This window comes from Mesorhizobium sp. P2_A12, from assembly GCF_056405075.1.
Genome location: NZ_JBFUCU010000001.1, coordinates 380,330 through 405,844, shown reverse-complemented (window position 1 = coordinate 405,844; position 25,515 = coordinate 380,330). Strand labels below are relative to the sequence as shown.

General features: G+C 61.9%; 29 protein-coding genes and 1 tRNA gene. 20 read left to right on the top strand and 10 right to left on the bottom strand.

The window, feature by feature from the left end:
• Positions 1-45: 45 nt before the first annotated feature.
• Positions 46-1,599 carry a winged helix-turn-helix domain-containing tetratricopeptide repeat protein gene (locus tag AC1DZU_RS01955; RefSeq protein ID WP_477281232.1) on the top strand — a complete coding sequence of 518 codons (1,554 nt, stop codon included), beginning with the start codon at positions 46-48 and terminating at the stop codon, positions 1,597-1,599.
• Between the two features lie 362 nt (positions 1,600-1,961).
• On the opposite strand, the gene AC1DZU_RS01950 is transcribed toward AC1DZU_RS01955, so the two are convergent.
• Positions 1,962-2,507 (bottom strand): TetR/AcrR family transcriptional regulator, encoded by a 546-nt coding sequence (locus AC1DZU_RS01950; protein ID WP_477281230.1) that lies wholly within the window; start codon positions 2,505-2,507, stop codon positions 1,962-1,964.
• Between the two features lie 146 nt (positions 2,508-2,653).
• Between AC1DZU_RS01950 and AC1DZU_RS01945 the strand changes: the two genes are divergently transcribed.
• The 6 genes from AC1DZU_RS01945 (at position 2,654) to AC1DZU_RS01920 (ending at position 6,618) form a co-directional block, all read left to right on the top strand.
• On the top strand, positions 2,654-2,959 hold the full coding sequence (locus tag AC1DZU_RS01945; protein ID WP_477281228.1) for a VOC family protein: 306 nt from the start codon (positions 2,654-2,656) through the stop codon (positions 2,957-2,959).
• Positions 2,960-3,078: 119 nt separating this feature from the next.
• A complete protein-coding gene (locus AC1DZU_RS01940; RefSeq protein ID WP_477281226.1) occupies positions 3,079-3,948 on the top strand; it encodes a haloalkane dehalogenase in 870 nt (289 codons plus the stop codon).
• Between the two features lie 45 nt (positions 3,949-3,993).
• Complete coding sequence (locus tag AC1DZU_RS01935; protein WP_477281224.1) at positions 3,994-4,872, top strand: SDR family oxidoreductase; 879 nt, start codon at positions 3,994-3,996, stop codon at positions 4,870-4,872.
• Between the two features lie 72 nt (positions 4,873-4,944).
• Entirely contained in the window at positions 4,945-5,253 is a 309-nt protein-coding gene (locus tag AC1DZU_RS01930) for a hypothetical protein (RefSeq protein ID WP_477281222.1), read from the top strand.
• A 93-nt stretch (positions 5,254-5,346) separates the two neighbouring features.
• Positions 5,347-6,213: an NmrA/HSCARG family protein gene (locus tag AC1DZU_RS01925; RefSeq protein ID WP_477281220.1), complete on the top strand. Its 867-nt coding sequence runs from the start codon at positions 5,347-5,349 to the stop codon at positions 6,211-6,213.
• A 102-nt stretch (positions 6,214-6,315) separates the two neighbouring features.
• Positions 6,316-6,618 (top strand): putative quinol monooxygenase, encoded by a 303-nt coding sequence (locus AC1DZU_RS01920; protein ID WP_477281218.1) that lies wholly within the window; start codon positions 6,316-6,318, stop codon positions 6,616-6,618.
• 192 nt (positions 6,619-6,810) lie between these two features.
• Here the strand turns inward: AC1DZU_RS01920 and AC1DZU_RS01915 are convergent, their stop codons facing one another.
• Positions 6,811-7,428 carry a TetR/AcrR family transcriptional regulator gene (locus AC1DZU_RS01915; protein ID WP_477281216.1) on the bottom strand — a complete coding sequence of 206 codons (618 nt, stop codon included), beginning with the start codon at positions 7,426-7,428 and terminating at the stop codon, positions 6,811-6,813.
• A gap of 268 nt (positions 7,429-7,696) precedes the next feature.
• Between AC1DZU_RS01915 and AC1DZU_RS01910 the strand changes: the two genes are divergently transcribed.
• The 4 genes from AC1DZU_RS01910 (at position 7,697) to AC1DZU_RS01895 (ending at position 10,402) form a co-directional block, all read left to right on the top strand.
• Positions 7,697-8,299 carry an HD domain-containing protein gene (locus AC1DZU_RS01910; protein WP_477281214.1) on the top strand — a complete coding sequence of 201 codons (603 nt, stop codon included), beginning with the start codon at positions 7,697-7,699 and terminating at the stop codon, positions 8,297-8,299.
• A 77-nt stretch (positions 8,300-8,376) separates the two neighbouring features.
• A complete protein-coding gene (locus AC1DZU_RS01905; RefSeq protein ID WP_477281212.1) occupies positions 8,377-8,991 on the top strand; it encodes a nuclear transport factor 2 family protein in 615 nt (204 codons plus the stop codon).
• A gap of 48 nt (positions 8,992-9,039) precedes the next feature.
• Positions 9,040-9,807: an alpha/beta fold hydrolase gene (locus AC1DZU_RS01900; protein ID WP_477281210.1), complete on the top strand. Its 768-nt coding sequence runs from the start codon at positions 9,040-9,042 to the stop codon at positions 9,805-9,807.
• Positions 9,808-9,910: 103 nt separating this feature from the next.
• Complete coding sequence (locus tag AC1DZU_RS01895) at positions 9,911-10,402, top strand: hypothetical protein (protein ID WP_477281208.1); 492 nt, start codon at positions 9,911-9,913, stop codon at positions 10,400-10,402.
• A 1,342-nt stretch (positions 10,403-11,744) separates the two neighbouring features.
• On the opposite strand, the gene AC1DZU_RS01890 is transcribed toward AC1DZU_RS01895, so the two are convergent.
• The 3 genes from AC1DZU_RS01890 to AC1DZU_RS01880 form a co-directional block, all read right to left on the bottom strand.
• Positions 11,745-11,821, bottom strand: a tRNA-Arg gene (locus AC1DZU_RS01890).
• A gap of 333 nt (positions 11,822-12,154) precedes the next feature.
• A complete protein-coding gene (locus AC1DZU_RS01885; protein ID WP_477281206.1) occupies positions 12,155-13,075 on the bottom strand; it encodes a DUF1003 domain-containing protein in 921 nt (306 codons plus the stop codon).
• 619 nt (positions 13,076-13,694) lie between these two features.
• A complete protein-coding gene (locus tag AC1DZU_RS01880) occupies positions 13,695-14,609 on the bottom strand; it encodes a D-alanyl-D-alanine carboxypeptidase family protein (RefSeq protein WP_477281204.1) in 915 nt (304 codons plus the stop codon).
• Between the two features lie 386 nt (positions 14,610-14,995).
• Between AC1DZU_RS01880 and AC1DZU_RS01875 the strand changes: the two genes are divergently transcribed.
• The 4 genes from AC1DZU_RS01875 to AC1DZU_RS01860 all read left to right on the top strand — a co-directional run bounded on the left by AC1DZU_RS01875 (position 14,996) and on the right by AC1DZU_RS01860 (position 19,426).
• Positions 14,996-16,810, top strand: coding sequence for a methyl-accepting chemotaxis protein (locus tag AC1DZU_RS01875; RefSeq protein ID WP_477281202.1), 1,815 nt, complete (start codon positions 14,996-14,998; stop codon positions 16,808-16,810).
• A 121-nt stretch (positions 16,811-16,931) separates the two neighbouring features.
• Entirely contained in the window at positions 16,932-18,032 is a 1,101-nt protein-coding gene (locus tag AC1DZU_RS01870; protein WP_477281200.1) for a hypothetical protein, read from the top strand.
• Between the two features lie 342 nt (positions 18,033-18,374).
• Positions 18,375-18,995, top strand: coding sequence for a nucleoside triphosphate hydrolase (locus tag AC1DZU_RS01865; RefSeq protein ID WP_477281198.1), 621 nt, complete (start codon positions 18,375-18,377; stop codon positions 18,993-18,995).
• Positions 18,996-19,078: 83 nt separating this feature from the next.
• Entirely contained in the window at positions 19,079-19,426 is a 348-nt protein-coding gene (locus AC1DZU_RS01860; RefSeq protein ID WP_477281196.1) for a hypothetical protein, read from the top strand.
• Between the two features lie 27 nt (positions 19,427-19,453).
• Here the strand turns inward: AC1DZU_RS01860 and AC1DZU_RS01855 are convergent, their stop codons facing one another.
• The 3 genes from AC1DZU_RS01855 to AC1DZU_RS01845 all read right to left on the bottom strand — a co-directional run bounded on the left by AC1DZU_RS01855 (position 19,454) and on the right by AC1DZU_RS01845 (position 21,746).
• Positions 19,454-20,158 (bottom strand): glutathione S-transferase family protein, encoded by a 705-nt coding sequence (locus tag AC1DZU_RS01855; protein ID WP_457150162.1) that lies wholly within the window; start codon positions 20,156-20,158, stop codon positions 19,454-19,456.
• A gap of 119 nt (positions 20,159-20,277) precedes the next feature.
• The gene (locus tag AC1DZU_RS01850; protein WP_477281194.1) at positions 20,278-21,486 is read right to left on the bottom strand and encodes a beta-ketoacyl-[acyl-carrier-protein] synthase family protein; all 1,209 of its coding nucleotides are present in this window, start codon (positions 21,484-21,486) and stop codon (positions 20,278-20,280) included.
• A gap of 5 nt (positions 21,487-21,491) precedes the next feature.
• Positions 21,492-21,746 (bottom strand): acyl carrier protein, encoded by a 255-nt coding sequence (locus tag AC1DZU_RS01845; protein WP_184873030.1) that lies wholly within the window; start codon positions 21,744-21,746, stop codon positions 21,492-21,494.
• Positions 21,747-21,961: 215 nt separating this feature from the next.
• Here AC1DZU_RS01845 and AC1DZU_RS01840 point away from each other — a divergent pair, with 215 nt between their 5' ends.
• The 5 genes from AC1DZU_RS01840 to AC1DZU_RS01820 are packed head-to-tail and all read left to right on the top strand — an operon-like array spanning position 21,962 to position 24,324.
• Entirely contained in the window at positions 21,962-22,795 is an 834-nt protein-coding gene (locus AC1DZU_RS01840) for an urease accessory protein UreD (RefSeq protein WP_477281191.1), read from the top strand.
• Between the two features lie 28 nt (positions 22,796-22,823).
• Complete coding sequence (locus AC1DZU_RS01835) at positions 22,824-23,126, top strand: urease subunit gamma (RefSeq protein WP_477281189.1); 303 nt, start codon at positions 22,824-22,826, stop codon at positions 23,124-23,126.
• An 11-nt stretch (positions 23,127-23,137) separates the two neighbouring features.
• Entirely contained in the window at positions 23,138-23,392 is a 255-nt protein-coding gene (locus AC1DZU_RS01830; protein WP_477281187.1) for a DUF1272 domain-containing protein, read from the top strand.
• A gap of 32 nt (positions 23,393-23,424) precedes the next feature.
• Positions 23,425-24,012 carry a HupE/UreJ family protein gene (locus AC1DZU_RS01825; protein WP_477281185.1) on the top strand — a complete coding sequence of 196 codons (588 nt, stop codon included), beginning with the start codon at positions 23,425-23,427 and terminating at the stop codon, positions 24,010-24,012.
• Between the two features lie 6 nt (positions 24,013-24,018).
• Positions 24,019-24,324 carry an urease subunit beta gene (locus tag AC1DZU_RS01820; protein ID WP_477281183.1) on the top strand — a complete coding sequence of 102 codons (306 nt, stop codon included), beginning with the start codon at positions 24,019-24,021 and terminating at the stop codon, positions 24,322-24,324.
• Positions 24,325-24,374: 50 nt separating this feature from the next.
• On the opposite strand, the gene AC1DZU_RS01815 is transcribed toward AC1DZU_RS01820, so the two are convergent.
• Both AC1DZU_RS01815 and AC1DZU_RS01810 read right to left on the bottom strand, forming a co-directional pair.
• Positions 24,375-24,869 carry a hypothetical protein gene (locus AC1DZU_RS01815; protein ID WP_477281181.1) on the bottom strand — a complete coding sequence of 165 codons (495 nt, stop codon included), beginning with the start codon at positions 24,867-24,869 and terminating at the stop codon, positions 24,375-24,377.
• Between the two features lie 114 nt (positions 24,870-24,983).
• Positions 24,984-25,367 (bottom strand): hypothetical protein, encoded by a 384-nt coding sequence (locus tag AC1DZU_RS01810; protein ID WP_477281179.1) that lies wholly within the window; start codon positions 25,365-25,367, stop codon positions 24,984-24,986.
• Between the last annotated feature and the right edge of the window lie 148 nt (positions 25,368-25,515).

The following is a 25,515-nucleotide window of genomic DNA, read 5'->3' as shown; positions in this document are numbered from 1 at the left end:
TCCGAAATCGTTGCGAAAAAATCACAAACGGTATCTTCTTCGGGAATGTCGACAAGCCTTGCGTTTGGCCCCTTTCGCCTCGACACCGATACCGGGATTCTATTCCACGGCGTCGAGCCGACGCCGCTCGGCCAGCGGGCGGTCGCGCTGCTTGCGCTGCTTGTGGAACAGGCGGGCGCGCCGGTTCCGAAAGAAGCTCTGATCGAGGCGGCATGGCCCGGACAGGCCGTTGAGGACAGCAACCTCACGGTCCAGATTGCGGCAGTGCGGAGGCTCTTTGGACAGTTGGCGGGCGGCGCACACTGGATTGAGACGCTGCCGCGACGCGGCTATCGCTATGTCGGGCCGGCGGTCACGGGCGGTAGCGGTAATCCGAGATCCGGGGGCACCGCAACTGCAACGCTGACATTGCTGGACAAACCGTCGGTTGCGGTTTTGCCGTTCTCAAACCTAAGCGGCGATCCGGAGCAGGATTATTTCGCCGACGGGATGGTGGACGATATCATCAGCGGCCTGGCACGCATCAACTGGCTGCTCGTAATCGCGCGAAATTCGACCTTTACCTACAAGGGCCGCGCCGTGGACGTGAAACAGGTCGGCCGCGAGCTTGGCGTCCGGTATGTACTCGAAGGCAGCGTGCGAAGAGCTGGCGGCCACGTGCGCGTGACCGGCCAGATGATCGATGCATCGACCGGCGCTCATGTATGGGCCGAGCGGTATGACCGCAGCTCGGACGATATCTTTGCGCTTCAGGATGAGATCGCCATGTCGGCCGTCGGCGCAATCGCACCGAGCCTGCGGCGTGCCGAAATCGACAGGGTGAAGCGTAGGCGTCCCGACAACCTTGATGCCTATGACCTCGTGCTTCGGGCGCAGCTCGACGTTGATTCCGGAATGCCCGAGCAAGTGACGCGCGCGCTCGTTCTGCTCGAACGTGCCATCGAACTCGATCCGACCTATGCGCTGGCGCACGGCAACGCTGCGATGTGCCACCATTGCCTCTTCCTCCGCAGCGGCTTGCAGGAAGCCAACCGCGCCGCTTCGATCCGCCATGCCCGCTCGGCCATCCTCCAGGGACAGGACGATGCGTCCGCATTAACTCTCGCGGGATTTTCCCTGGGCATGGATGGACATGACCGCAGCGCTGCTTTCACTGCATTGGAAGCTGCGCTCGCGATCAGCCCGTCATCGGCGCTGACCTACATTCTCGGCAGTGTCGTCCTCGGATGGGGCGCAGAAGCAGAGCGAGCCATCGAGTGGAGCGAGCGCGGAATGCGGCTAAGCCCCTTTGACCCTTGGGCCTTCGCCGCTTTCGACGCGCAGGCGATGAGTCACCTGCTCCGCGGCCGCTACGACGAAGCCTGTCGCGCCGCTTACAAGTCCGTTCAGGCCAATCCCGCACACAGCATCACTTATGTGCAATTGGCCGCTGCACTTGCCAAACTCGGCCGGTTGGAGGAAGCGAGGGCAGCTGCCGCGCGGGTGCTCGAACTGCAACCAACGTTCCGCTACAGCCGCCAGTTTGCGGGCGTGAACTGTGCTCCAGCGCTCGCGGAATGCCTTGGTGCTGCGCTTAATGCTGCCGGGCTGCCAGAATAGTGCGATGCTCTCATAGAGATATTCGATACGGGCCAAATGGACCCGGCGGTACCAACGATGGCAAGCGCTATATATAGATCTCATCCAAGATACTGGACTGCTGGGGGTGGCTAGGGACATACACAAGATATAACCCGTGGCCTGAGAGAGAGGCCGTGTGCATTGACCAGCGGGGCTTGAAATAGTGCCTAGTTGCCGTCGAGTTGTCGAATGGCAGCTCTGCGCCACATGTTCCCGAAACCCGCCGGTCCGCAAACGGCCCCAGAGCCGGCAGTCTGCAATGCGCCTCACATCGGACCGAGAGCTTAGCTGTGCGCTGTCTCTAAAGCAGACATTGTTCGCACCGTTGGAATTAGCTTGACCTATCCATGGCCTCTGGAATCCCAGCCAGAAGCCCTTTCGACGACGCCGAGAACAAAAGCGTCATCCAGATCTTGCCGTGAAAACCATCGGCGATAAAAGAGCGGCCCGGCGATCGCCGCCGTGAGATCGGATACATCGAAATCCGGCCCGAGTTCACCGCGCGCTTGCGCCCGCGCCGCAATCTCGCTGAACCCCGACATCATCCCGGCATGAGTGCGCGACTGAAACTCAGCGACCTCATGATCGCGCTCGGCGGCGTCGATGATGGAGGGCATCGCGGACGACCATCGGCCTGTCTGCAAGCGTTGAGCAAAGCCCAACGTGAATGCGGTCAGGTCGCCGCGAAGACTCCCTGTGTTGGGCGTCACCAGGCGGGGGGCGAACTGCATGACGGCATCAAACAGCAAGGCTGTGCGTGTCGGCCAATATCGATAGAGCGTGGTCTTGGCGACGCCCGATCGGCGCGACACTTCGTCGAAGCTGACGCCGCTGAAGCCAGCCTCTGTCAGGAGCTCATAGGCTGCGGACAAGCTCGCGGCCTTCACGGCTTCTTTGGAACGCCGTAGCGGCTCCGGTCCTTTGGCTGGCGGCACGACGCTGCGAGACTCTTTGGGCACGTCTATTGACTCCTTAACCGTAGCTACTATATCGTAGCTTAGAAATGCGGTACGACATTTTTGGAGAAGTTACCATGACTCTCAAGCAAACCCGACTGGTTACAACCGATGTGGCGAAGCTGACGCGCTTCTACGAAAGCGTCAGCCAAGCGAAGGCAGAGGTCCTTAGCAATGACTATGCCCAATTCCAAAATGAACCTTGCAAAGGATTGGCCATAATAGCCCAAGCGACGACTCAGGCGTACGGCGACGGCGTCGCCGAAGCGGCGGCCAATCGTTCCGTGATCCTCGATTTCGAAGTCGACAACGTCGATGCTGAATATGAACGGCTGCAGGACATCGTGAGCGATTGGGTGATGTCGCCGAAGCTCATGCCTTGAGGCGCCCGCGCTATCGTCTTTCGCGATCCTGACGGAAACCTCGTCAATATTTATGCCCATCCGTGACGGCCGCCTCCCTTCTTTGAAAACCGCTGAAACTTTTTGACAGGAGTCTAAGCATGGCCGCCTCCGATCCACATCCTAGAAAGCGTGTCGCCGTCCTCGACACCGAGATGAGCTATGTCGATGTAGGCGAAGGCGATCCCATCGTCTTCCTGCACGGCAATCCGACGTCCTCGTACCTCTGGCGGAACATCATTCCGCACCTCAGCGACATCGGGCGGTGTCTTGCGCCCGACCTGATCGGCATGGGGCAATCGGGCAAGTCGCCCACCTATTCCTACCGCTTCGTCGATCATGCCCGCTATCTCGACGCCTGGTTCGACGCCATGAACCTGAGCAGGGCTATCCTGGTCGTCCACGACTGGGGCTCGGCGCTTGGCTTTCACCGCGCCTATCGCCATCCAGATCAGATCGCGGCGATCGCTTACATGGAAGCTGTTGTCCGACCGTTCAGCTGGGACGATTTCGGCGCATCGGCCGGCGGGTTCCGCGCACTTCGATCGAGCGAAGGCGAGCACCTCGTTCTTGACGAGAATTTCTTCGTCGAAAAAATGCTCCCAGGGGCGATCATCCGGGCCCTCAGCGAGGAGGAGATGGCCGTCTATCGCGCTCCTTACGCCCAGCGCGAAGCACGGCTGCCGACGTTGATCTGGCCGCGACAGGCCTCCGTCGACTGCGAGCCCGCGGACGTGACTGCGATCGTCCGGACCTACTCTGAGTGGCTCAGCCAAAGCGAGATGCCGAAGCTGTTCATCACCGGCGACCCCGGAGCGGTTATCTCCGAGGGTAGCGCGAACCAACAGTTCTGCCGGACCTGGAAAAACCAGCGCGAGGTCACCGTGAAGGGCCGGCACTTCCTGCAGGAGGATTCGCCCGCCGAGATCGGTGCAGCCCTTCGGCAGTTCGTCATCGAAACACGCCGCTAGGCGCACATCCAAGCCGGAAAACTCTTAACAATATCGGAGAAAATCATGACCGTTTTAGTTACGGGCGCCACTGGCAACGTCGGCTCGGTTGTTGTCAACCAACTTGTTGCGGCAGGCTTTGACGTTCGAGCTTTCACGCGCTCACCCGAAAAGGCGACATTTCCGGCGGGTGTCACGCCGTTTAAGGGTGAACTGCTCGATGTGGATGCGCTGCGGGCCGCAATGGACGGCGTCGAAGCGGTATTTCTCCTAAGTCCGGTCGTGCCGGATGAGCTGAACGTCACTATTTCCGCGCTCAATCTCTGTCGCGAGGCGAAGATCAAAGCCATCGCGTACTTGTCCGTGTTTCGGGTCGAGGAGACCGAAGACGTTCCGCACTTCGCGTCAAAGTTTGCCGCCGAGCGCCTGATTGCGAAACACAATATGCCGGTGACCATATTGCGTCCGAACGCGTACATGCAGAGCCCGGGCGTTAAGGATGCTCTCGGCCACGGCGTGTTCCCGTTCCCGATCGGGCAAAAGGGTGTCTCGTTTACCGATGTTCGCGACATCGCCGAGGTGGCCGTGCTCGAAATCCAGCGCCGGCTGGTGTCCAGTGGACCGCTCGGCCCGGAAATCTACGAGGTGGTGGCCGAGGACGTGCTGACCGGAGAAAGCGGCGCGAAACTCTGGAGCGAGGCGCTTGGCCGCCCCATCAAATACGTCGGCGACGATCTCGATCAGTGGATCCAGAGCTTGCGGGCCTACGCCCCCAACTGGATGGCCTATGACTTCAAGTACATGATGAAGCATTTCCAGGAGGACGGCCCGGTGTCGACCGCGGCCGGACTTGAGCGCCTGCGCGAGCGTCTCGGCCGCAACCCGCGCTCCTACCACGACTTCGCCCTGGAGAGCGCCAAGCTGTGGAGCGCTGCTTCCAACTAACGAGGTTGAGCCGCTGCACGTCCGTGACTGCGCCTCGCTCGCTCCCCAAGCTTAAATTGCAAGGACAACCAAATGAAAATCACACGCCATCGATACACGGTGAAGCCAGAGTTCGTTGAACAGAACAGGCAAAACCTTGATGAGTTCATCGCAGCGCTGACGGCAGCTCCGGTGACTGGCCTTTCCTATCGGGTATTTCTTGAAGGAGACGGGCAAACCTTTCTTCATCTGGTGGCCTCTCAAGACGATCCGTCGGCAGTCATCACTGGCCTGCCATCGTTCAAGAAATTCCAATCGGAGTTGGTGGCGAGCGAGCCTGTCGCAAAGCCAGACCAGGTGAGCATGTCGCTCGTCGCGACAAGTGGAGAATCGTTCAGGTAGACCGCTGGCCGGTCACCGTCGTCAGCCTTTCAGTGCAAGGCTGTCGCAGTGCCGACGCGCTTTTCCCCGAACAAGCAAGAAGGAATGAAATCTATGTCTAATGAAAAAGTGGTGCTTGTTACTGGCGGAACCGGCAGCCAGGGCGGCGCGACCGTCACGCATTTGTTGGCGGCGAAAAAGGTCCGTGTGAGGGTCCTGACGCGGAACTTGGACTCACCGAAGGCCAAGAGCCTGGCCGCGGGTGGCGTGGAGCTGGTCAAGGGTGACTTCGACGACGTGGCATCGGTTAGGAAGGCGTTGGCGGGCGTGTCCGCTGCGTATTCGGTGCAGCAATGGACGGAAAAGGGGGGAACCGCGGCGGAGGAGCTGAACGGGAAGCGATTTGCCGATGCGGTAAAGGCGGCGGGCAGCCCTCATCTCGTTTACTCGTCGGCCGAGGGGGTCGAGCGGAACAGCGGCCTTGCCCATTACGAGAGCAAATGGGCGATCGAGCAACACATCCGTGATCTAGGACTACCGGCGACCATTCTGCGCCCGGTCGGTTTCATGGATGCGTTTGGCGTCGCGCCGATCAAGCGCGGAATGTTCCTCGGAATTTTCAAAGCGAACTTTGGCCCTACACTCCCCATCCAGTTCGTGGCCACCTACGACATCGGTTGGTTTGCTGCGCGCGCGCTCGAAGAGCCAGAGAAATACGCCGGACGCATTATTCCGCTCGCCGGGGACCAGTTGAGCATCGACGATATCGTCAGGACCTTCAAGACGGTCACCGGGAAGAAGCCCTGGGTGGCGCCGATTCCCGCCTTCCTGGCCAAGAGGGCGATGCCGAAGGAGTTCTTGGACATGTTCACCTGGATTCGCGAAAATGGTTTCAAAGCAAACATTGCTGAGGTGCGGAAAGAAAATCCGCAGATGCTGACATTTGCCGGTTGGGTAAAGAAATATCGGGACGAACACTGACCGGAGATCGCTTTTTAGAGTCGGTCGCCAATTAGCACATGGCTGTCAAGCTCGAAGAGCTGTCCGCTCCCATTCCGCAATTTAACATCGAGGAGAGATTATATGACCAAAGTCGCAATCTTCATTCAGCTGAAGGCGAAGGCTGGCAAGGAACAGGAAGTGGCTGCATTCCTTCAGAGTGCACGAGGGCTACTTCAGCAAGAACCTTTAACCATCGCCTGGTTTGCGGTTCGTTTCGATGAATCGACATTCGGCATATTCGACGCCTTCGAGGAGGAGGAGGGGCGCCAAGCGCATCTTAATGGTTCGATCGCCGCCGCCCTCATGGCAAAATATGACGAACTATTCGAAGGGCCGCTCGAAATCAGAAAACTCGAGGTTCTGGCGGACCGCCTTTTGGCCTGAAACAACATTCTCGGAGCGAGCGACGTGCAGCCCGCTTCGAGAAGTTTTAGCCGTCCCGACATGCAGAAGTATGCCGTCGGCCGCCTTGCTGGCACGGTCGATTTGGCAGTCAGGGGTGCAGCGAAGAGGCTCAGTTCCGCTAACGAGCCAAACAGCAAGCTTAAAGGCCTCACTAGCACGTCGTCGTTGCTCCTATTGAAGGTCATTCGACGTCCATCCTGTCAGAATCGTACCGGTCGCCTGTCGATGCATCTTGGACAGATTTTCGGGGGTGAAGCCTGCCCGGGCATACAACGCCAGCGTTAAGAGGACTCCGGTCAATGCTATCGCCAAGCCTTCCGCGTCCGCAACGGGAGACAGATCGATCCCGGCGGCATTCGAGAGTTTTCGCTGCAATATGGATCGAGCTGTTTCCAATGCGCTCGCCAGTGCGGTTTGGATCTCTAAGTCATTGCCACTCGCGGCCGGAGCGGTACCGAAAACGAAGCAGCCGAGCTCGTCACGAGTGTAGATGGTTGCTGCGAAGTCGAAGAATTGATCGAGGCAGTTCCGCAAACTACCAGGCTGATCCAGAATTCGACCAGCCTCGTCCACGAATTTACTCATGAATCTCTCGAGCGTGGCTAGATATAGTCCGCGCTTATCACCGAACGCGGCAGCGAGGTTCGGGCGATTGAGGCCCGCCGCAGCCGCAAGCTCATCGAGGGAGGCGCCGTCGAATCCCTTGCGCCAGAAAACCGGAAGCACCCGGTCTAACGCAGCTCCTCTATCGAAGCTCAGGGGGCGGCCGCGGGTACGGGAACCATTCAACTTATTTTCCTTCGAGTTCGCAAGAAATGATTGACGGATGCATTATCCTGCGGTATCGCAAGAAAATCAAGTTTGCAGTTAAAGACGGGGGTTAATGGCTATGTCGGCAGCAAGGATGGGGACTTTGGCCTGGGCTGATAGGACGGGCGGTCGGTTAAGTGCGGACGAAACAATTGCACTTGCGCGGAACCTTGCTTCGCTGAGGGCTGAAATCGTGTTTGACGAGGCCCGTTACCGGCTTGGGCTCCTTCGTCCTGCTAGGATTGAGTTGGATGCCCTGACTCCGCCCGATACGCAGTTCGTGCGCGACGCAGATGAATTCGCCCGTAGTGCCTACAGCGACGTGCTGTGGGCGCACTGCCTTCGGACATACTATTTCGGAGCGCAGGTTGCAGCGTTTGACGGCATTAAGTTTGATCGCGAGTTGTTCTACGCAGCGGCGATCTGCCACGACGTCGGCGTCAACGAGGAAGTCGGAGGGCCTGTTGCCGCCTGCTGCTTCGCGCACAGTGGCGGTCGTCTAACCTGCGAGAGACTTGCCAACAAGGGACACGGCGAGTGGTCTGTTCGCGTCGGTGATGCAATCTCCACGCACATGAATCTGGTCGTGCCCCGGGATCAATACCCTTCGGAAAGCACGCTCGTCGCGGTGGGCGCAACTTGCGATATCTTCGGCGCTTACGTTCGCCGGATCGAGCCTACGACGCTGGCCGCAACCGTAGAGCGCGCTCCGCGCACCGGCTTATTTGAGGCATTTGGACCATTTCTCTCCAAGCCACATCTGGATGGCAGCAGAACCGCGCTCCTCGTGCAGATGGGTGCATTCGAGAGCAATGGGACGCATCCGGTCGAGAGCGTACTTGCGAGCTAGCGATCAGCCGACGCCAACAACGCAGCCGAGCAAGACATGGGCACAGCCATGCCCCTTTCGGAAAGGTAATTCAGTCAATGTCGCAAGAGAATATCCAGAACAACAGTGCCGCGATCAACTCGATCCTCGATCGGTTCGCGATCGAGGACTTACTGACCTCGTACGCTCGTGCGATTGACCGGCTGGACATTGAATTGCTCAAGTCGCTCTATCACGAAGACGCGCGAACCGAACATGCCTGGTTCGAAGGTACGGCCCGCGATTTCGCCGACAAGGTGATTGCCTTTTCTCGCGACACATTCGCCTCGACGATGCACCACGTGGCCCACACGCATATTGCCTTGAACGGCGATGCTGCGGCCGCTGAGTCCTATTATTACGCCTATCATCTGCTTGAGGGCGACACCGACAAGGTCGCCGGGTTCTTCGGAAAGTCCTACGCCGAGCGTTGTGCAGAGGACGGCACGATCAACGACGGTCATGAATTCATATCCGGTGGCCGCTACGTCGATTCGCTTACCAAGCGGAACGGCGTGTGGGGTTTGGCCAACCGCGAGACCACGGTCGAATGGAAGCATTTCCGCCCGGTGACCCATGGCGATCCGGGGTCGGGCATTGAGAAGATCGTTGCGCCGGCCGGCCGCGACCGAAAAGACGTTGCCTATCGCGTTTTCGCCGCGATCGGACGCTGAAGCAAAGCGGAACGACCGCAGCAGATCAATCTGACAAGGACAACGAACATGGGTGCTCAAGGAATAATTGAAGATAATTTTGCGACCTCGGGGGGGTCCGTAGCATCCAAGCCAACGGTCGTGCTCGTGCACGGCGGCCTCGAAGATGCGTCAATCTGGCATTTGGTGATCCCTCGGCTCCAACGCGATGGCTACGCCGTCGTCGCCTTTGCCAATCCGCTACGCAGTCTGGGCATCGACGTCGCTTACCTGCGCAGCGTTCTAGACGAGATCCAGGGCCCGGTGATTCTCGTGTCCCACGCCTACGGCGGGGCGGTCATTACCCAGGCCGGGGACCACCCTAAGGTCAAAGGCCTTGTCTACGCAGCCGCCCCCATGCCTGCGGTCGGAGAGTGCCTCAAGGATTGCCTCGAACGGTTTCCCGGCTTCGACTTCGCCTCATCCGTCAACGTCACCAGATATACCCTGCCCGACGGAACCAGCGGCGCATATTCCCTTGTCCGAGCCGACAAGTTCCGCGGCCTCCTTGCCGCCGATGTGCCTGAAGGCGAACTTGCCTTGATGATGGTCACCCAGCGCCCGATCGACTTGGCCGCAATCTCCGAGCGGCTGACGTCTGCGGCATGGACGAGCAAACCGAGCTGGCAAATCAGGCCTCTGCAGGATGCGGTGTTTCCTGTGGAAGAATATAAGCTCCAAGCCGATCGCGCCCACTCCACCGTCATCGAGGTGAACTCCTCGCATGCCGTCCCCGTCACTTACCCGGAAGTCGTGGTCGATGTGATCGGGCAAGGTGCGCGCTCCACCACGACATAACGACAGCTGTTTAGCCGCGCTGCCAACGCCGGCATTTTAGTTCGTATCTGGATTCAGGAGTGCCGCGGATGTGCGGCCAGTAAACCATTGAGAGAGATGACCGATGAATAACGTTTCGATTTTCTGGATGCAGCTTGCCGCAAGTGTATTCGTCTTGACTGTCATAGCGGTTTGGTATGTTTGGCCCGCACTAACCAAGCTTCCCCTTAAATCTGCTCTAACCATCCTGCTCTTTGCGCATGTGCCAAGATACGTGGGCATGACACTGCTCGTTCCGGGCATGGTCGATTCAAGACTGCCGTCCGCCTTTCTTTCCGGCGCCGCCTACGGCGACCTCCTGGAAGCAGGGCTCGCGCTCGCTTGCATTTTTCTCCTGCGTACCAATTGGCGTGTCGCTATTCCTCTCGTGTGGGTAACCAACACGTGGGGATTCGTAGACCTAATGATCGGAGTACGCGGTCTTCTGCAAATAAACTTACCGAGCTACGACTTGGGCACTTTTTGGTATATCTATATTTTCTACGCTCCCGTCGTACTCGTCACTCACTTACTCATTTTTCTAGTCTTGGTAAAAGCTAAGTCGTGGCGAATATAACTCTGTGATGTGACCCCGTCTTTTCCACTAATCTCATTGTATTTCGGGGAAACGAAATGCGCCTCCGGATGCTTGAATCAGGCGCCTATTACCACCCACTTGCTGCTGCGGTGGGACGCTATCGCATGTGAAACACGGCAGCCCGACGATTACGACAAGCCTGCCGGCATGCTCTAGCGTTTCAAGCCCGCCTGGGAATACCGGTTGGCGGGCGGTCTGAATGGTACAGCGCCCGGTCGGGGCGCGCGTTGGAGCCGGGCGGGACCTGTGGAGGCGTGCGGGCTGTCTATTCGTAACGGCCGCCGAACAGGTCTCCCACTGCCCGCCGCTTCTTATAGGTGAGGTCCCGCTGGCGGAGGTGCTCCGGCTTCGTGCAGCATGTGGCAGCGCTGGCAGAATGCGCGCAGGTTCCTTGGCGCGTTGTTCGACAGATCGTGGTCGAAGTGTGCGGCGGCCAGCGCCACCTTGGTGTGCAGGATCGGTTCCGAGCACTCAAGAAGGGGAGGAAGGTCAGGCAAGGCTTTGCCCGCGCCAGATCCCCAAAAAACGGCTTCTTCGTCCCACCAGCGGCCGTCACCGAGATGGGCAACGGTTTTGCCTTGTGGCCGGCCGCAGCTTTCGTAACGGCCTTTGGCCCGCTTGAATGGCCCATTGGGAAAGCTCCGGTCGGTCGACTGGGTAAACAGCGGTGGTGCTTGTGGATTGCCATTAGGCGCGCGTCGGCTGGCCGTGCAATGCCGGTCTCTGCACGGGAGGAAATCGCGGCGTGAGTCGGGTCGCCACCGGCAACGCTTTCCGGCTCCAAATGAGCGCCCCCCAGCCAAGGCAGACAATCTGGTCCAGGCGTTTGCGCCGTTCCCTAGAAGTAGCCACTGACCCAATCTTCACACTCTACAAAAGCGCGCCAATAGCCTGGCATTTGGCTTCGTATCGCCGCTCCGATTGGGTGGCGCGCCTGACGAGATCGGATTTTGTTTCTGGCTCGAACGCAAACGCAAGTCTGCTTTCCTGGCGTCGCCCCCGAAAAGCCGCCAGTCCGTTCACGGCCCCATTCCTGACGACTCCGATGATGGGCACCTCTAACAACCCAGTGTCCAAATCCAATACGGGACGCACGACTTTGACTGCTGCCTTTATGGGCAGCAGCCACCAGTCTGCCGTTTGTTCGATGTCGACTTTCCCAAAGAAAATGGGCTGCTTTTGCCGTATTCTGCACGAACTCGCATCGATTGGCGCCAGGACAGTGAGTTGAAAAACGGGCTCTGCCGCTTACGCGCAAATTGCCCGCCATCGAACTACTAGGCGCATACCCAACCTAACCATTTGTAATATATATCGAAATTGGCGCACCCGACAGGATTCGAACCTGTGACCTCTGCCTTCGGAGGGCAGCGCTCTATCCAGCTGAGCTACGGGTGCTTTCAGGACCGGCGATCCGGAAAACGAACCAGCCGGTGAACCGGCAAGTCACGGCTTCTTAGCGGAAGCCGGGGCAGGCTTCAACGGGCAATTGGAGATTGGCGGCATCCCTTGATGGGGGCAGGGTGGTCCTCTCACGGGTGCGAGCTTATCGTATATGGCGCTCCCTCTCTCCGTCTCGGCTTCGCCGACCACCTTGCCGGGGCGAGCCACGGGTCTCGCCCGTCCTCTGGACCCCCACTTTGCGGGGGCGAGGAACCGGAGCTTTCCTGGGACGCGCCTTGTGGCCGTAGCCCGCTCCTTCCGTTCGACCTCGCACTGCGCTCCGCCCTACTACCCCGCCTCGCCCCTCACCGCCCGCCTCCTGCGTGGCGCGCGCTTGGGTTTCTTGGCGCCGGTCAGTTCGTGCATGGCGTCGAGCTGCATCTGCTGCATTTCGGCCAGGCGGGTCCATTGGCGCGAGATGAGGTAGTCGAGCTTTTCGTGCAAATGGCGCACTTCGAGCTCGGCCTTAAGGTTGACGCGGTATTCGTTGAAGGAGCGCAGGCGGTCCTTGGTCTCCTGCCGCTTCTGGCTCATCATGATGATCGGCGCCTGGATGGCGGCAATGCAGGACAGCAGAAGGTTGAGCAGGATGAAGGGGTAGGGATCGAAGGCGCCCGCCGTGCCCTCGAGCAGGTTGAGGCCGATCCATAGCAGAAGCACGGTGCCGAAGGAGATCAGGAACCACCAGCTGCCGCCGAAGGCGGCCATGTTGTCGGAGACGCGGTCGGCAAAGGTCCGGTGCTCCTCGAACTCCTCCTCGCTGTTTTCGGAAATGGTGTCTTGCCTGGCGATCGATTCGACCACCTGCCGATCGAGCTCGGAGAATTCGCCGTGCTCCTGCTGGAGAAGCTCCTCCATGTAGCGCATGCGGTAGCGGCCAAGCTCGGCGCGGCTGATGCGGGCGCCGGGCGGCAGGTCCGGATGGTCGGCATGGATGCGGTCGGCGAGGCTGGGGCGCAAGGTGTCGATGCGGACAAGATCGCGCTTGCGGAATTTCCGCCCCGAGATCGCCGACGGCTTTTTCTTCGGCTTGGCGTGTGGTGCGCCTGGAGCCGATGGCTCCGAGTCCGGCACTTCGGGCACCTCGGAGTGCTCGTCCGAACCATGTTCGGCCTCATGCTCGCCGATGGTCGGCGCCTCGAAATATTCGCCGCCGCCATCGTTCTGGTTTTCTGCCGGCTGCTCCGGCGTTTTCGGGACGGTGCTCATGGTGCGGGCTCCTGCGGGTGGTGCTCAGCTTGACGATACGCCTATGCCGCAACATGGCCAGCATCGCGACGGTTTTCGCATGCCGTACAAGTTCTTGTGATCGATCTGAAGGGGCGGTGGCTGGCATGGCCGAAGAATGCAGCGGCGGGATGGAAGCTCGTTCGGTAGCGATCCTTCCCACCCCCCTCTGTCCTGCCATCTCCCCCGCAAGGGGGGAGATTGGATGTCACAACGGCTTTCGCCAATCCCCAACGTCGAAGAAAAGGCGCCGTCAGAGCAAGCTGCTAATCTCCCTCCTTGCGGGGGAGATGTCCGGCAGGACAGAGGGGGGTGCTGTCCCGCCGACATCACACGAACTTCTGCACCGCGGCAGCGCTCCGAAGTCGCGGCATGGTTGGCGACGGCAACAAAAAACCCGCCTCGCGGCGGGTTACTCGTCCAGTAGGTCAGATGGCGCAAATCAGCACCATATCCGAATCTATAGCACAATTGCCCTCACCGGGCAATTCGTTGGCGGGCAGCCGGGCGCGTATTCGGGCTGCGGCCCTTCGCAGGCTCAGGGCGTTCGTCGCTCAAAAAGCCAAGCAATTGGCTTTTTGTCCGCTGCGCGGACCCCTCCTCACTGCTGCTCGGCGAACATCAGCCTGGTTTTGGTGTCGGCCATAGCAGGCGACAGGCTGCGCTGGATCAGCGCCTCGACATGGTCGTTGCGCTGGCGGGCGCTGTCGGCGCCCATCACCACGACGATCAGCTGGCGGCCGTCGGCGTCGTAGGAGGTGACGATGTTGAAGCCGGAGGCCCTGATGTAGCCGGTCTTGATGCCGTTGACGCCGCGCACGCGGCCGAGCATGTCGTTGTGGCCACGCACCAGCCTGCCGCGGAACATGAAATCGCTTTCGGAGAAATAGTGGAAGTGCTGCGGGAAGCGGGAATGCAGCGCCATGCCGAGCACCGCCATGTCGCGCGCCGAGCTGTGCTGGTCGTCGTCGGGCAGGCCCGACGCGTTGCGGAACACGGTGCTCACCATGCCGAGTTGGCGCGCCTTGGCGGTCATCATGGCGGCGAACTGCTCCTCCGAGCCGCCGAGATATTCGCCGACCGCCACCGCCACGTCATTGGCCGACTTGACGACAATGGCGCGGATCGCCGAATCGACATCGATGGTCTCGCCGCGCCGGAAGCGCATCTTGGTCGGCGGCTGCGAGGCGGCGTGGTCCGAGACCGGGATCTGCGTCTCCTTGGTGACGCGGCCGGACTCCAGCGCCTCGAACAGCAAATAGAGCGTCATCATCTTGGTCAGCGAGGCCGGATAGCGCTGCGCCGTCGAGTTGACCTCGAACAGCTGCTTGCCGGTCCTGGCGTCGACGACGATGGCGGCATATTTCTGCGGCGGCGCCGGCACCGCCAGCACCGCGTCCGGCGGCGTCACGGTCGTGCAGCCGGCAAGCAGCAGCAACAGGCCAAGGGCCGCAAAAAGTCTCTGGACGAGCGGAAGGGGACGCGGGTTGGACAAGGGCAAGTCTGTTCTGGTCATGCTGTTGCTGAGATGAGGCGAAGCTAACGTAACGCGCCAGCTGCGTCCAACTGGTTAATGGCGGTCTCAGGGCAATTCCCCTGGTTTTGAACGGCGCCAACGGACCCTAGCCACATCTTCCGGATGTCTCCGCTGCCCCTCACCCCTACCCTCTCCCCGCGAGGTACGGGGAGAGGGGGTCGCTGGCGCTGGAGCTTCTCCCTTCTCCCCGTTCTTCACGGGGAGAAGGTGCCGGCAGGCGAATGAGGGGCAGCGCCGACTTGGGATAGTGGTGCGCCCCTATCGAGCAGCCGCCCCGAAATCGCCCGTTTCCTGTCTTCCCTTGCCAAAACCGCGCTTCCTGTGGGAAGGGGCGTGGCATCTGTCGGCTTTTGGGGGGCTTGGGCATGACGAACATCGGGGCTGGCGGCGCTGCGGCGTCGCTTATCAAGGCATCACTCAGCCGCACCGGCAAATGGGCCGGCAGCATCGCCTTTGTCGGGGGTGCTGCTTCCGACATCCTCAATCCGCTGGCGCCATTCGCCGCCTATATCGCGCTGGTCGCCTCGGTGGCGGCGGTCATCATCGCCATTGCCATCGTGCTCAGGCTGGTGCTGGCGGCCAAGGCACTGCCGGCCTTGATTTTCGCCACCAGCGCCGCCGCCGTCGCCGGCGGCGTCTACGGCCTGCAACAGCAGACCAATTCGCAGAACGGGGTGATCGCCAGCCTGGTGCCAGCCATCGCCGGGCTGCAGCAATCGATGGGCATCGTCTCGGAGAAGGTGGCCAGGATCGAGCAGACCGTCACGCAGACGCAAAAGACGGTCGAAGCGGTCAAGCAGTCGACCGACACGGTGGCCAAGAAGACCGACGAGATCGCCTCGGCCCAGCAGCAGCAGACGCAGCAGACGGCGCGGGTGCAGAAGACCGCCGAAGAGGTGAAGAAGCAGACCGAGACGCTGGCCGCCGGCCAGGCGCAGCAACAGGCCCAGACCGAGAAGCTGCAGGCGACGACCGAGCAGATCGCCGCCTCGATCGACACCATCGCCAAGGGCTTTGCCGCCCTTGCCGCGCAGGGTGGGGCGATCGCCGAGCCGAAGCGGCCGGACGAGTTCTATCACAACGCCCGAGTCTACGAACTTTCGGGCGACATACTCAATGCACGGCGCTCCTACCTCGCCTTTGCCGGATTCGATGTCGATGCCATCGATCCCTACACGCGCTTTGCCACGCTGCTCAGGGTCCAGGACGGCAAGGCCGGCGCCCGCGAGGTGTTCGGCGCCCTTTCCGACAAGGGCAAGGCGCTGTCGATCAAGCTCGTGCATATCCAGCAGTTCGACGACGCCCAGCGCCTCGACAAGCTCAACGCCTTCATCGCGGCCAATCCGGATTTCGCGCCGGCGCATTTCCTGCTGGCGCAGGAGTTTTCGGAGGACCGCCTCGGCGCCCAGACGCTGGCCGACAAGCGCAACGAGGCCAAGGCGCTGACCAAATTCGTATCCTACGAAAAGGACGGCGGGCTGCTCAAATATTTCGTCGACCAGACACAGCTCGCCGACTGGCTGGACCGCAGCCGCAGCCGGCTGGCAGCACTCGGCGACGTGCTCGATCCCTCCCGCTTCGTGCCGACGCTGACGCCGATGCGCTCAAACCAGGGCTGGTTGATGACCATCTCGCTGCCCGAGCCGGCGACCGCCATCTCCTGGCGCATGGGCGACAGCGGCCCGTTCACCGACACCGGCTTCCTGGCGCTCAACGACCAGAGGACGGGCAAGCCGATGCCCAATCCGAGTTTCGAGCTGCCTAGCAGCACCGTGGCCAGCACCATCGCCGTCAAATATCTCGACATCAGGGGGCGCGAGACCGGCCCGTTCGACATCCGCTTCGACCCGGAGGCAGCACTCCAGCAAGGCGACAAGCAGATCCTCGACCAGTTCTGGACCTCGTGGATCGCCTTCGACTCCGGCGGCAATCACGGCCTGGTCTATTTCACCCAGATGCTGTCCTATCGCTGCGCCATTAAGGAGGTGCATTACAGCCTGAACGGCGCCGCGCTCGACAAGTCGTTCGAGATACCGCCCTGCGACAAGAAAGACCCCTACGCCATCCCTTACGAGGCCAAGGGCTACATCAAGGTTGCCGACAGCGTGACGTCGATGTCGGTGCAGGTCACCTATACCGACGGCACCAAATCGCCGGTGCGGGAATACAAGCGGCAGTAGGGTGGCGGCCACCCGCCCTTTTGTGGGCGAGGTGGGGCTGATGCAAAATGCCTTACGCGGTGCTTGCGCAAGCCGCGCCGAACGGGTTCTTCTGCCGCCCATCAGAATCGGTGAGAGCGCGATGACTATCAGCACGATCAAGGCAAAGGGCATTTCGGTCTCGCTCGACCTCACGGTCGGCCACATCGCCGACATGGTCGTCGACAGCGGCGGGCGGCAGCTCAAGCCGCTGCATCGCGCGCCGTGGATCGACGAGCCGCGCGAGACGCTGCCGAAGGACCTTCCCGAAGGCACCGTCCGCCTGTCCGGCGACTTCCTCTGCGCGCCGTTTTCGCGCAGCGATGTCGAGGAGGCGCCGCTGCATGGCTGGCCGGCCAACAGCGCCTGGGATGTCGTCGACAGCGACGCGATGGGCGATGGCTGGCGGGCTGTCTTCCGGTTGCGGCACAAGGTGATGGGGGCGACGGTCGACAAGATCCTGACGCTGCGCGACGGCCATCCCTTCCTCTACCAGGAGCATGTGTTTTCCGGCGGCCATGGCGCGATCTCGGTCGCCCACCATCCGATGACGGCGATGACGGGCGGCGGCAGGCTGGCCTTTTCGCCAAAGCGGTTCGCCGCGACGCTGGACGATCCGCTGGAGCCGGATCCCGCACGCGGCCGCTTCATGCTGGCCTATCCGGCGCGATCCGCCGATCTCAGCCATTTCCCCGCCGCCGGCGGCGGCACGCTCGACCTGACGCAGTATCGCATGGGCGACCGTCGCGAGGATTTCGTCACGCTGGTGGAGGCCGATCATGGCGGGCCGGGCTGGACGGCCTTGGCGCGCCAGGCCGAAGGCGACCTGGTGCTGGTGCTGAAGAACCCGGCCGAACTGCCTATCACCATGCTGTGGCTCAGCAATGGCGGGCGCGACTACGCGCCATGGAGCGGCCGCCATCGCGGAGTGCTCGGCATCGAGGACGGCCGCGCTTCCGTCGGCCATGCCGCCTCGATCGGCGACAACTGGCTGAAGCGCGAAGGGGTAGCGACCGCCTTTGCGCTCGGCGAGGGCCTCAGCGTTTCATTTCGCCATGTCATCGGCGCCATACCACTCTCCGGTGGCGAGCCGCCACATGCGGTCACCACGGCGAACGGCCGCATGCGGCTGGCCAGCGGCTCGACCTGGGAGGTTCCCTTCGACAGCGATTTCCTGCGCATCGGCCAGCGGGTGCCGGCCTGAACGGGCCTGCAAGGTTTCCCCTCAAAGTTGGCGCTGCCCCTCACCTGCCTGCCGGCATCCTCTCCCCGTATAGGGACGGGGAGAGGGGGCTTTCATCGATGGTTTCGCCAATCACCAGCGTTGCAAGACAGGCGCCGGCGTTGCGGCCAGCTCCCTTCTCCCCGTCACAATACGGGGATAAGAGCCCGGCAGGGCGATGAGGGGCGGCGCCAACATCCGCAACTGACCGCTTCCAATTGCACAAATCCCGGTTTGAAATTTCCGCCAACTGCCGCCAAGATGTGGCCGAAATCATCATGCGGAACATGGTGGATTTGAAGCTCCTGCCAGAGAGAGGCTCTCATGTCCGAAATCGCCCATCTCGCCGCCACCATCTTCAAGCGCGCCGGCAAGGTGCGACGCTTTATCGTTGCCATTGCCGGTCCGCCGGGCGCCGGCAAGTCGACATTGTCGGCAAGCCTGCATGACCTGCTGCCGGAAGGTGCCGTGGAAGTGGTGCCGATGGACGGCTTCCATTACGACGACGTCGTGCTCGAGCGGCGTGGCCTGCGCGCGCGCAAGGGGGCGCCGGAAACGTTCGACTTTGCCGGCTTCGAAACCTTGCTGAAGCGGATCCGCGCCGGTGAACCCGATATCGCCATCCCGGTTTTCGACCGCACCATGGAACTGTCGCGCGCCGCCGCCTCGATCGTCGCCACCGACACCAAGTTCATCCTGGTCGAGGGCAATTACCTGCTACTCGACGAGGAGCCGTGGTCGCGGCTGGCGCCGCTGTTCGATTTCTCGATCTTCGTCGACGTGCCGCGCGACGAGCTCGAGCGCCGCCTGCTCGAGCGCTGGCACGGTCATGGCCGCTCCGACGCGGATGCCCGCGCCTGGATCGCCTCCAACGACATGCCCAACATCGACCGGGTGCTTGCCCGCCGCCGGACCGCTGACCTGGTGATCGGCATTTCGGCGTGATTCTAAGGATTCTCCAGGGGGAACCTTAAGACTTTCAGTCCGTTATCCCCCAGGCAATTCTGCCAGAAGAGGGATTCCATCCGATGGCACAAAAGGCAAGAAAACCCGCGCCCGCCAAGGGCAAGGCAACCCAATCGAAGGCAGGCGCCGGTCCGGCGATCGCCGAGCGTTCCAAGGACGCCAAGCCGTCTTTCGGCAAGGCGCCGCCGAAGAAAGTGGTGCCGGCCGCGGCGAAGACCGCGCCGAAGGCCACAAAGCCGAAAAAGCCGGCAAGCGCCGACAACTCGGTGTCCGGCAGCGCCATGCGCACGGTCAAGGCGGCGGCCAATGTAGCGGCAGGCGCGGTTGTCATCGCAGCCAGAGGCACCGCATCGCTTGCGGCCTCGGTCATGGGCAAGGGCGGCTCGAAAGCCAAGGCGAAGGCAAAGTAGCCGCGTTCTGTCGAGGGCCTGGCCGGCTCAGCCCTTCGCCGGGATGGTCAGGCCCTTTTGCACGGCTGGCCTGGCAAGACCGCGTTCCAGCCATGTCCCGACATTGCCGAAATCATCGAAGCCGACGAGTTCGCGCGCTTCGTAGAAGCCGATAAGGTTGCGCACCCAGCCGAGTAGCGAGATGTCGGCGATCGTGAAGTCATTGTCCATGATCCACTTGCGGCCCTTCAGCCGGCCGTCGAGCACACCGATCAGCCGCCGCGATTCATCGCGATAGCGCTCTAGCGGGCGCTTGTCGGCAATTTCGCGGCCGGCGAATTTGTGGAAGAAGCCGACCTGGCCGAACATCGGCCCGACCGAGGCCATCTGGAAGAACACCCATTGGATTGTCTCGTAGCGCCGTGCCGCGTCCACCGGCATGAGCAGGCCGGTCTTTTCGGCGAGGTAGAGCAGGATGGCGCCGGATTCGAACAGGCCGATCGGCTTGCCGTCCGGACCGTTCGGATCGATGATCGCCGGTATCTTGCCGTTGGGGTTGAGCGACAGGAATTCCGGTGTCCAGCTCTCATTCTTGCCGATGTTGACCAGATGCGGCTCGTAGGGCAGGCCGAGCTCTTCCAGGGCGATCGATATCTTCACCCCGTTGGGCGTCGTGGCCGAATAGAGCTGGATCTGGTCCGGATGCCTGGCTGGCCAGCGCGTTGCGATCGGAAAGGCGGACAGGTCGGCCATGGAAAACTCCTGAACGGGGATTGGCGCTGGGCAGCGCTGGCAAGAATTAGGCGGACGACCGCTTCTGATCAATATGGCGGCGACAGTGTCGCACGGACAGTCATGGAAACAGCCCGGGATCAAACCGCCTTGAAGGCCAGCACCGCATTGGTGCCGCCGAACGCGAAGCCGTTGCTGATCGCAGTGCGCACCTTGCGTTCACGCGCCACGTTCGGCGTGATGTCGAGGTCGCAGTCGGGATCGGCTTCGCGAAAATTGGCTGTCGGTGGCACGATGCCTTCGCGGATCGCCATCACGCAGGCGATCATCTCCAGCGCGCCCGATGCGCCAAGGCAATGGGCATGCATGGATTTGGTCGACGATATCGACAGTTTGTAGGCATGGTCGCCGAAGACGCGCTTGATCGCCGCCGTCTCGATCTGGTCGTTGGCCTTGGTGCCGGTGCCATGGGCATTAAGATAGTCGACATCCTCGGGATTGAACCCGGCGTCGGCCAGGCAGGCGCGCATGGCGGCCGTCGGCCCTTCGATGGTTGGCGCGACGATGTCGGACGCGTCGGCGGAAAGGCCGGCGCCGGCAATTTCGGCAAGGATGGTGGCGCCGCGCGCCATGGCATGTTCGTAGCTCTCCAGCACCGCCATGCCGGCGCCCTCGCCGAGCGACAGGCCCTGGCGATCGGCCGAGAATGGCCGGCAGGTGTCGGGCGCCAGCACCCGCAATGCTTCCCAGCCCTTCAGGATACCCCAGACCAGCGGCGCATCGGTGCCGCCGGCGACCATCACGTCGGCGCGGCCGAGCCTGATCTGGTCGACCGCCGAGGCGATGGCATGGTTGGACGACGAGCAAGCGGAGGTGACGCCGAAAACCGGACCGCGCAGGCCGAGGCTCATGCTGACCTGGCCGGAGGCCGCACTGGGCATCACTTTCGGCACGGTGAAGATGCCGGCGCGGTTCTTGCCCTCGACCAGGATGGCGCGATAGTTTTCCTCGATCGCTTCCCAGCCGCAGACACCGACGCCGACGACGGTGCCCATTCGGTAGGTGGTGGCTTCGCCCGAAACCAGACCGGCCTGCTGCATCGCCTCCCTGGCCGCGATCACCGCCAGCAGGCTGAAACGGTCCATCGACACCAATTGCTTGCGGTCGATGCCGTGATCGGGAAGCGTTTTGATTTCGCAACCGACCTTGACCTTCAGGTCATGCAACTGCGGACTGCTGATCGGGCCGATGGCCGAGCGGCCGGCGCGCATTTCATTCCAGATCGCAGGCGCGTTGGTGCCGAGCCCGCAAATACCGCCCATGCCGGTGATGACAACGCGCTGCCGCATTCAGGTCAGGCTTTTTTCGCGATCAGCGCGCGAACAGCTTCCACCATGTCGCCGACATTCTTCAGATTGCTCCAGGCATCGACCGTGTTCATCTCGATCTCGATGCCATAATCTTCCTCGAGATCGAAGATGATCTCCGTCAGCTCGAGCGAATGGATACCAAGCGAGGTCAATTCAGTGTTGGTCGTGATTTCTTCGCCGCCCGGCTCGGCATGAGCCTTGATCTTCGCGATGATATCCGTTGCCAGCTGGTCGGCCATTCGGTTTCTTCCCCACTATGTCGCGTTTCCCGACGCCAATTGAGCAGCGCCTCTTTTTCTCCCGGTATCAAGCCGCCGTCTTCGCTCTATACCCCCGCCAAGCGCTGCATGACCGTACCAAGGTGGTTCCCTCTATAGAAACCGAAACGTTGTCAAGCAACAAGCTATATCAAGCCATGCATCGACAAAGGCGCCGGAGTGCTTAACGTGCTGGCATGGATAAGATCGAACATGGCAGGATTTCGACGCAGCGCGCCGCGGGCGCGGCGCGGCTTTCGTGTGCTGTCGTCGACGGTCGCACGCGGCTGCGGCGCCTCTATCAGGACGGTGCCGCCAAGATAAGGATGCCGGCGGTATCGGCCGATCCGCTCGAAGCGGTGCTGATCAACACCGCTGGCGGGATGACCGGCGGCGACCGTCTCGCCTGGGACGTGGATGTCGGCGCGGCGGCCTCGGCATCGATCACGACCCAGGCCTGCGAGAAAATCTATCGGGCGGCATCCGACCATGCCGAGGTGCGGGTGAAACTATCGGTCGGTGAAAACGGCCGCATCGCCTGGCTGCCGCAGGAAACCATCGTCTTCGACCAGGCGGCGTTTGCCCGCACGCTCGACGTCGAGCTTGCCGTCGGCGCCGAGGCGCTGGTGCTGGAGGCCACGGTCTTCGGCCGCCTGGCCATGGGCGAACACGTCAGCCTAGGCAATTTCCATGACCGCTGGCGTGTCCGCCAGGACGGCGAGTTCATTCATGCCGAGGATTTCCGCATCGGGCCCGATATCGCGGCCACGCTCGACCGCCCGGCGATTGCCGGTGGCGCGGTCGCGATGGCGACGCTGCTGCTGGTGTCGCCGCGGGCCGAGGCCCTGCTCGATCCGGTTCTGGAGATCGTCGGCGACCAGGGCAGCGCCAGTGCCTGGGGCGTGAGGAAATCTGGCAAGCTTCTTGCGAGGCTCTACGCCGGGGACGGCTATCGGCTCCGCCAGCGGCTGGTTCCGCTGGTCGAATTGCTCAACGGAAAGGCTGGGTTGCCCAAATTATGGTCACTGTAAGTCCGTCTATGCCAGTCCAGGGAAGCGCATGAACCTGACACCGAGGGAAAAGGACAAGCTGCTGATCGCCATGGCGGCGATCGTGGCGCGCAAGCGGCTCGAACGCGGCGTCAAGCTCAATCATCCGGAAGCGATCGCGCTGATCACCGATTTCGTCGTCGAGGGCGCCCGCGACGGCCGACCGGTCGCTGAATTGATGGAGGCCGGCGCCTATGTCGTCACGCGCGCGCAGGTGATGCAAGGCATCGCCGAGATGATCCATGACGTGCAGGTCGAGGCGACATTCCCCGACGGCACCAAGCTGGTGACCGTGCACGAACCCATCAGGTGAGGTGAGAAGAGATGCTTGAGCTGCGTCCCAATTGCGAATGCTGTGACAAGGACCTGCCGCCGGAGGCGGCGGACGCGCTGATCTGCACCTTCGAGTGCACCCTTTGCGCCGACTGCGTGGAACACATCTTGGGCGGCACCTGCCCCAATTGCGGCGGCAATTTTTCGGCGCGGCCGATCCGCCCGCCGGCGATGCTGAAGAAGTATCCCGCTTCGACCAAGCGCGTTCTCAAAGCTGAAGGGTGCGGGCCCCGCAAGGCCGCGTGACACCACCACCTCGCAAACGAAAGGCAAATAGAATGATGTCCGCCAAACGCCTGTGCCTGTCGGCGATCCTGCTGCTGGCAGCAGTCATGCCGGCCTATGCCCATGTCGGCATCGGCACGACCTCTTCCTTCATGGCCGGCTTCATGCACCCGCTCTCCGGGCTCGATCACATGACGGTGATGATCGCGGTCGGCCTGTGGGCGGCGCTCAAGGGCGGCAAGGCAGTCTGGGCCTGGCCGGCGGCTTTTGTCGGCGTGATGCTGGTCGGCGGCGGGCTCGGCATGCTGCATATGCCGCTGCCGTTCGTCGAACCCGGCATATTGGCGTCGGTCGTGGCGCTCGGGCTGCTGGTGGCGTTGGCAGTCGATCTGCCTGTCTCGGCCGGCGTCGCCATCATTGGCCTGTTTGCGCTGTTGCACGGCCATGCGCATGGCACCGAGGTGCCGGAAAATGCCGGCGGGCTCGAATATATAGCCGGCTTTGCCATCGCCACGGCTCTGCTGCATGCCACCGGCATCGCTGCCGGGCTCGGGTTTGGCGTCAGGTTCCGTGGGCTGGCCCGCGCCGCCGGCGCGGCCTGCGCGGCGGTCGGTGTCGGCCTCGTCTTCGGCGTGTTGTGAGGCACGATGATCCCGGGCGAAATCATCACCAAGGACGGCGACATCGAACTGAACAAGGGGCTGCCCGCCGTCACCCTAAAAGTGGCCAACAGCGGCGACCGGCCGATCCAGGTCGGCAGCCACTATCATTTCTTCGAAACCAATGAGGGGCTGAGATTCGACCGCGAGCGAGCGCGCGGCATGCGCCTGGACATCGCCGCCGGCACGGCCATGCGCTTCGAGCCTGGCCAGGAGCGTGACGTGACGCTGGTGCCGCTCGGCGGCAAGCGCGAGGTCTACGGATTTCAGCAGAAGGTGATGGGCAGGCTGTGAGATCGATGGCGTCTCATGCATGTCGCCCAAGAGTAATTCGCGCTTTCGACTCAGTCCGACGGCTTGGCCGCAGCGTAGATGACGATCTTTCCAGGATTGTCGAATTCGACGGCCAGAACATCCTGCGCAAGCACGCGCCGCGACTCGATGGCGTTGAACAGGAGCGCGTTGGCCTCGATCTCCTTGCGCAGCTCCGCAATGTCGTCCTGATGCTGTTTGACCTTGCTCTCGATCACCGGCGGCGGGCCGCCTTCGCTGCGCGTCGCGTCGGTGAGGAGCACGATCTCGACCTTGTCGAGCTTGGACGTCCTGCGCACCGTGCCAATGTTTTCCCGCGTCCGGTCGATCGCCGTGTTGACGTTCCGGGCTTCGGCGGTGGCACTGGCCTCTTCCTGCTTGACCTCCGAGCCGACGATGCGGTTGACGGTCTCCGGGCTTTCCAGGCCCTGCGCTTTCAGCACGGCGTGGGGGAGGCTCGCCGACAGAAAAGCAGTCGCTGCAATGGCATGCAGCCATCGGGCGTCGGGCAAGGTGGTGATGGCCATCGCTCGCTTTCGAGATTTGTTTCGATACTCAAAAGGCGAAACGAATCCAGCCCTGCCGAGGTTCCTTTCCCTCTGCAGCCGGCGGGCCGGACTTCGGCCCGCCGCGCTGCGTCATCAGCTCGCCTTCTTGGTGATCAGGGTCAGCGCGCCATTGGGCTGCATGCTGGCGGCGACGACCTGAGCCGAGCTAAGCCCCTTGGCTTCAAGCGCGGACTTGACCTTAGGCGTGGCGTCGATCGAGCTGCGCAATTTCTGCAGGCCGGCGTCGCCACGCTGGGCGATCACCTGGTTGACCTGCGTCTGGGTGTCCTTTGGCAGCTGCGTGATGTCGACGATGTTGACACTCTGGATCGTCGGAACGGACGGCTGGGCCTTGGGCGCGGCCGGGGCAGGCGTGGTCGGCGCCGGAGCGGGCTGTTGCGCGGGTTGCTGCTGGGCACTGGCGGCGCCCGCCAGCATCAGCGTGGCGGCGGCTGCAATCAATATCGTCTTGCGCATGGACTATCCTTCCATCGATTTGGCAAACGGTCGGTTTGGGGTGACGCCCTAACCTCAACCGTCAAATCGGATCAGAAGGTGTCGGCCAGCGGGTCATTGCGTGACCATTGGATGGCGACAATGTGCAGACAGGCTTCAATCAAATCAC

Bases quoted from the DNA above. Each gene is read 5' to 3' on its own strand.
- AC1DZU_RS01865 (WP_477281198.1), top strand. From the start codon at position 18,375: ATGTCCGAAATCGCCCATCTCGCCGCCACCATCTTCAAGCGCGCCGGC.
- AC1DZU_RS01905 (WP_477281212.1), top strand. From the start codon at position 8,377: ATGTCGCAAGAGAATATCCAGAACAACAGTGCCGCGATCAACTCGATC.
- AC1DZU_RS01935 (WP_477281224.1), top strand. From the start codon at position 3,994: ATGACCGTTTTAGTTACGGGCGCCACTGGCAACGTCGGCTCGGTTGTT.
- AC1DZU_RS01875 (WP_477281202.1), top strand. From the start codon at position 14,996: ATGACGAACATCGGGGCTGGCGGCGCTGCGGCGTCGCTTATCAAGGCA.
- AC1DZU_RS01845 (WP_184873030.1), bottom strand. From the start codon at position 21,746: ATGGCCGACCAGCTGGCAACGGATATCATCGCGAAGATCAAGGCTCAT.
- AC1DZU_RS01885 (WP_477281206.1), bottom strand. From the start codon at position 13,075: ATGAGCACCGTCCCGAAAACGCCGGAGCAGCCGGCAGAAAACCAGAAC.
- AC1DZU_RS01895 (WP_477281208.1), top strand. From the start codon at position 9,911: ATGAATAACGTTTCGATTTTCTGGATGCAGCTTGCCGCAAGTGTATTC.
- AC1DZU_RS01810 (WP_477281179.1), bottom strand. From the start codon at position 25,367: ATGCGCAAGACGATATTGATTGCAGCCGCCGCCACGCTGATGCTGGCG.
- AC1DZU_RS01855 (WP_457150162.1), bottom strand. From the start codon at position 20,158: ATGGCCGACCTGTCCGCCTTTCCGATCGCAACGCGCTGGCCAGCCAGG.
- AC1DZU_RS01825 (WP_477281185.1), top strand. From the start codon at position 23,425: ATGATGTCCGCCAAACGCCTGTGCCTGTCGGCGATCCTGCTGCTGGCA.
- AC1DZU_RS01850 (WP_477281194.1), bottom strand. From the start codon at position 21,486: ATGCGGCAGCGCGTTGTCATCACCGGCATGGGCGGTATTTGCGGGCTC.
- AC1DZU_RS01815 (WP_477281181.1), bottom strand. From the start codon at position 24,869: ATGGCCATCACCACCTTGCCCGACGCCCGATGGCTGCATGCCATTGCA.
- AC1DZU_RS01830 (WP_477281187.1), top strand. From the start codon at position 23,138: ATGCTTGAGCTGCGTCCCAATTGCGAATGCTGTGACAAGGACCTGCCG.
- AC1DZU_RS01930 (WP_477281222.1), top strand. From the start codon at position 4,945: ATGAAAATCACACGCCATCGATACACGGTGAAGCCAGAGTTCGTTGAA.
- AC1DZU_RS01920 (WP_477281218.1), top strand. From the start codon at position 6,316: ATGACCAAAGTCGCAATCTTCATTCAGCTGAAGGCGAAGGCTGGCAAG.
- AC1DZU_RS01925 (WP_477281220.1), top strand. From the start codon at position 5,347: ATGTCTAATGAAAAAGTGGTGCTTGTTACTGGCGGAACCGGCAGCCAG.
- AC1DZU_RS01820 (WP_477281183.1), top strand. From the start codon at position 24,019: ATGATCCCGGGCGAAATCATCACCAAGGACGGCGACATCGAACTGAAC.
- AC1DZU_RS01835 (WP_477281189.1), top strand. From the start codon at position 22,824: ATGAACCTGACACCGAGGGAAAAGGACAAGCTGCTGATCGCCATGGCG.
- AC1DZU_RS01955 (WP_477281232.1), top strand. From the start codon at position 46: ATGTCGACAAGCCTTGCGTTTGGCCCCTTTCGCCTCGACACCGATACC.
- AC1DZU_RS01900 (WP_477281210.1), top strand. From the start codon at position 9,040: ATGGGTGCTCAAGGAATAATTGAAGATAATTTTGCGACCTCGGGGGGG.
- AC1DZU_RS01940 (WP_477281226.1), top strand. From the start codon at position 3,079: ATGGCCGCCTCCGATCCACATCCTAGAAAGCGTGTCGCCGTCCTCGAC.
- AC1DZU_RS01860 (WP_477281196.1), top strand. From the start codon at position 19,079: ATGGCACAAAAGGCAAGAAAACCCGCGCCCGCCAAGGGCAAGGCAACC.
- AC1DZU_RS01880 (WP_477281204.1), bottom strand. From the start codon at position 14,609: ATGACCAGAACAGACTTGCCCTTGTCCAACCCGCGTCCCCTTCCGCTC.
- AC1DZU_RS01945 (WP_477281228.1), top strand. From the start codon at position 2,654: ATGACTCTCAAGCAAACCCGACTGGTTACAACCGATGTGGCGAAGCTG.
- AC1DZU_RS01840 (WP_477281191.1), top strand. From the start codon at position 21,962: ATGGATAAGATCGAACATGGCAGGATTTCGACGCAGCGCGCCGCGGGC.
- AC1DZU_RS01870 (WP_477281200.1), top strand. From the start codon at position 16,932: ATGACTATCAGCACGATCAAGGCAAAGGGCATTTCGGTCTCGCTCGAC.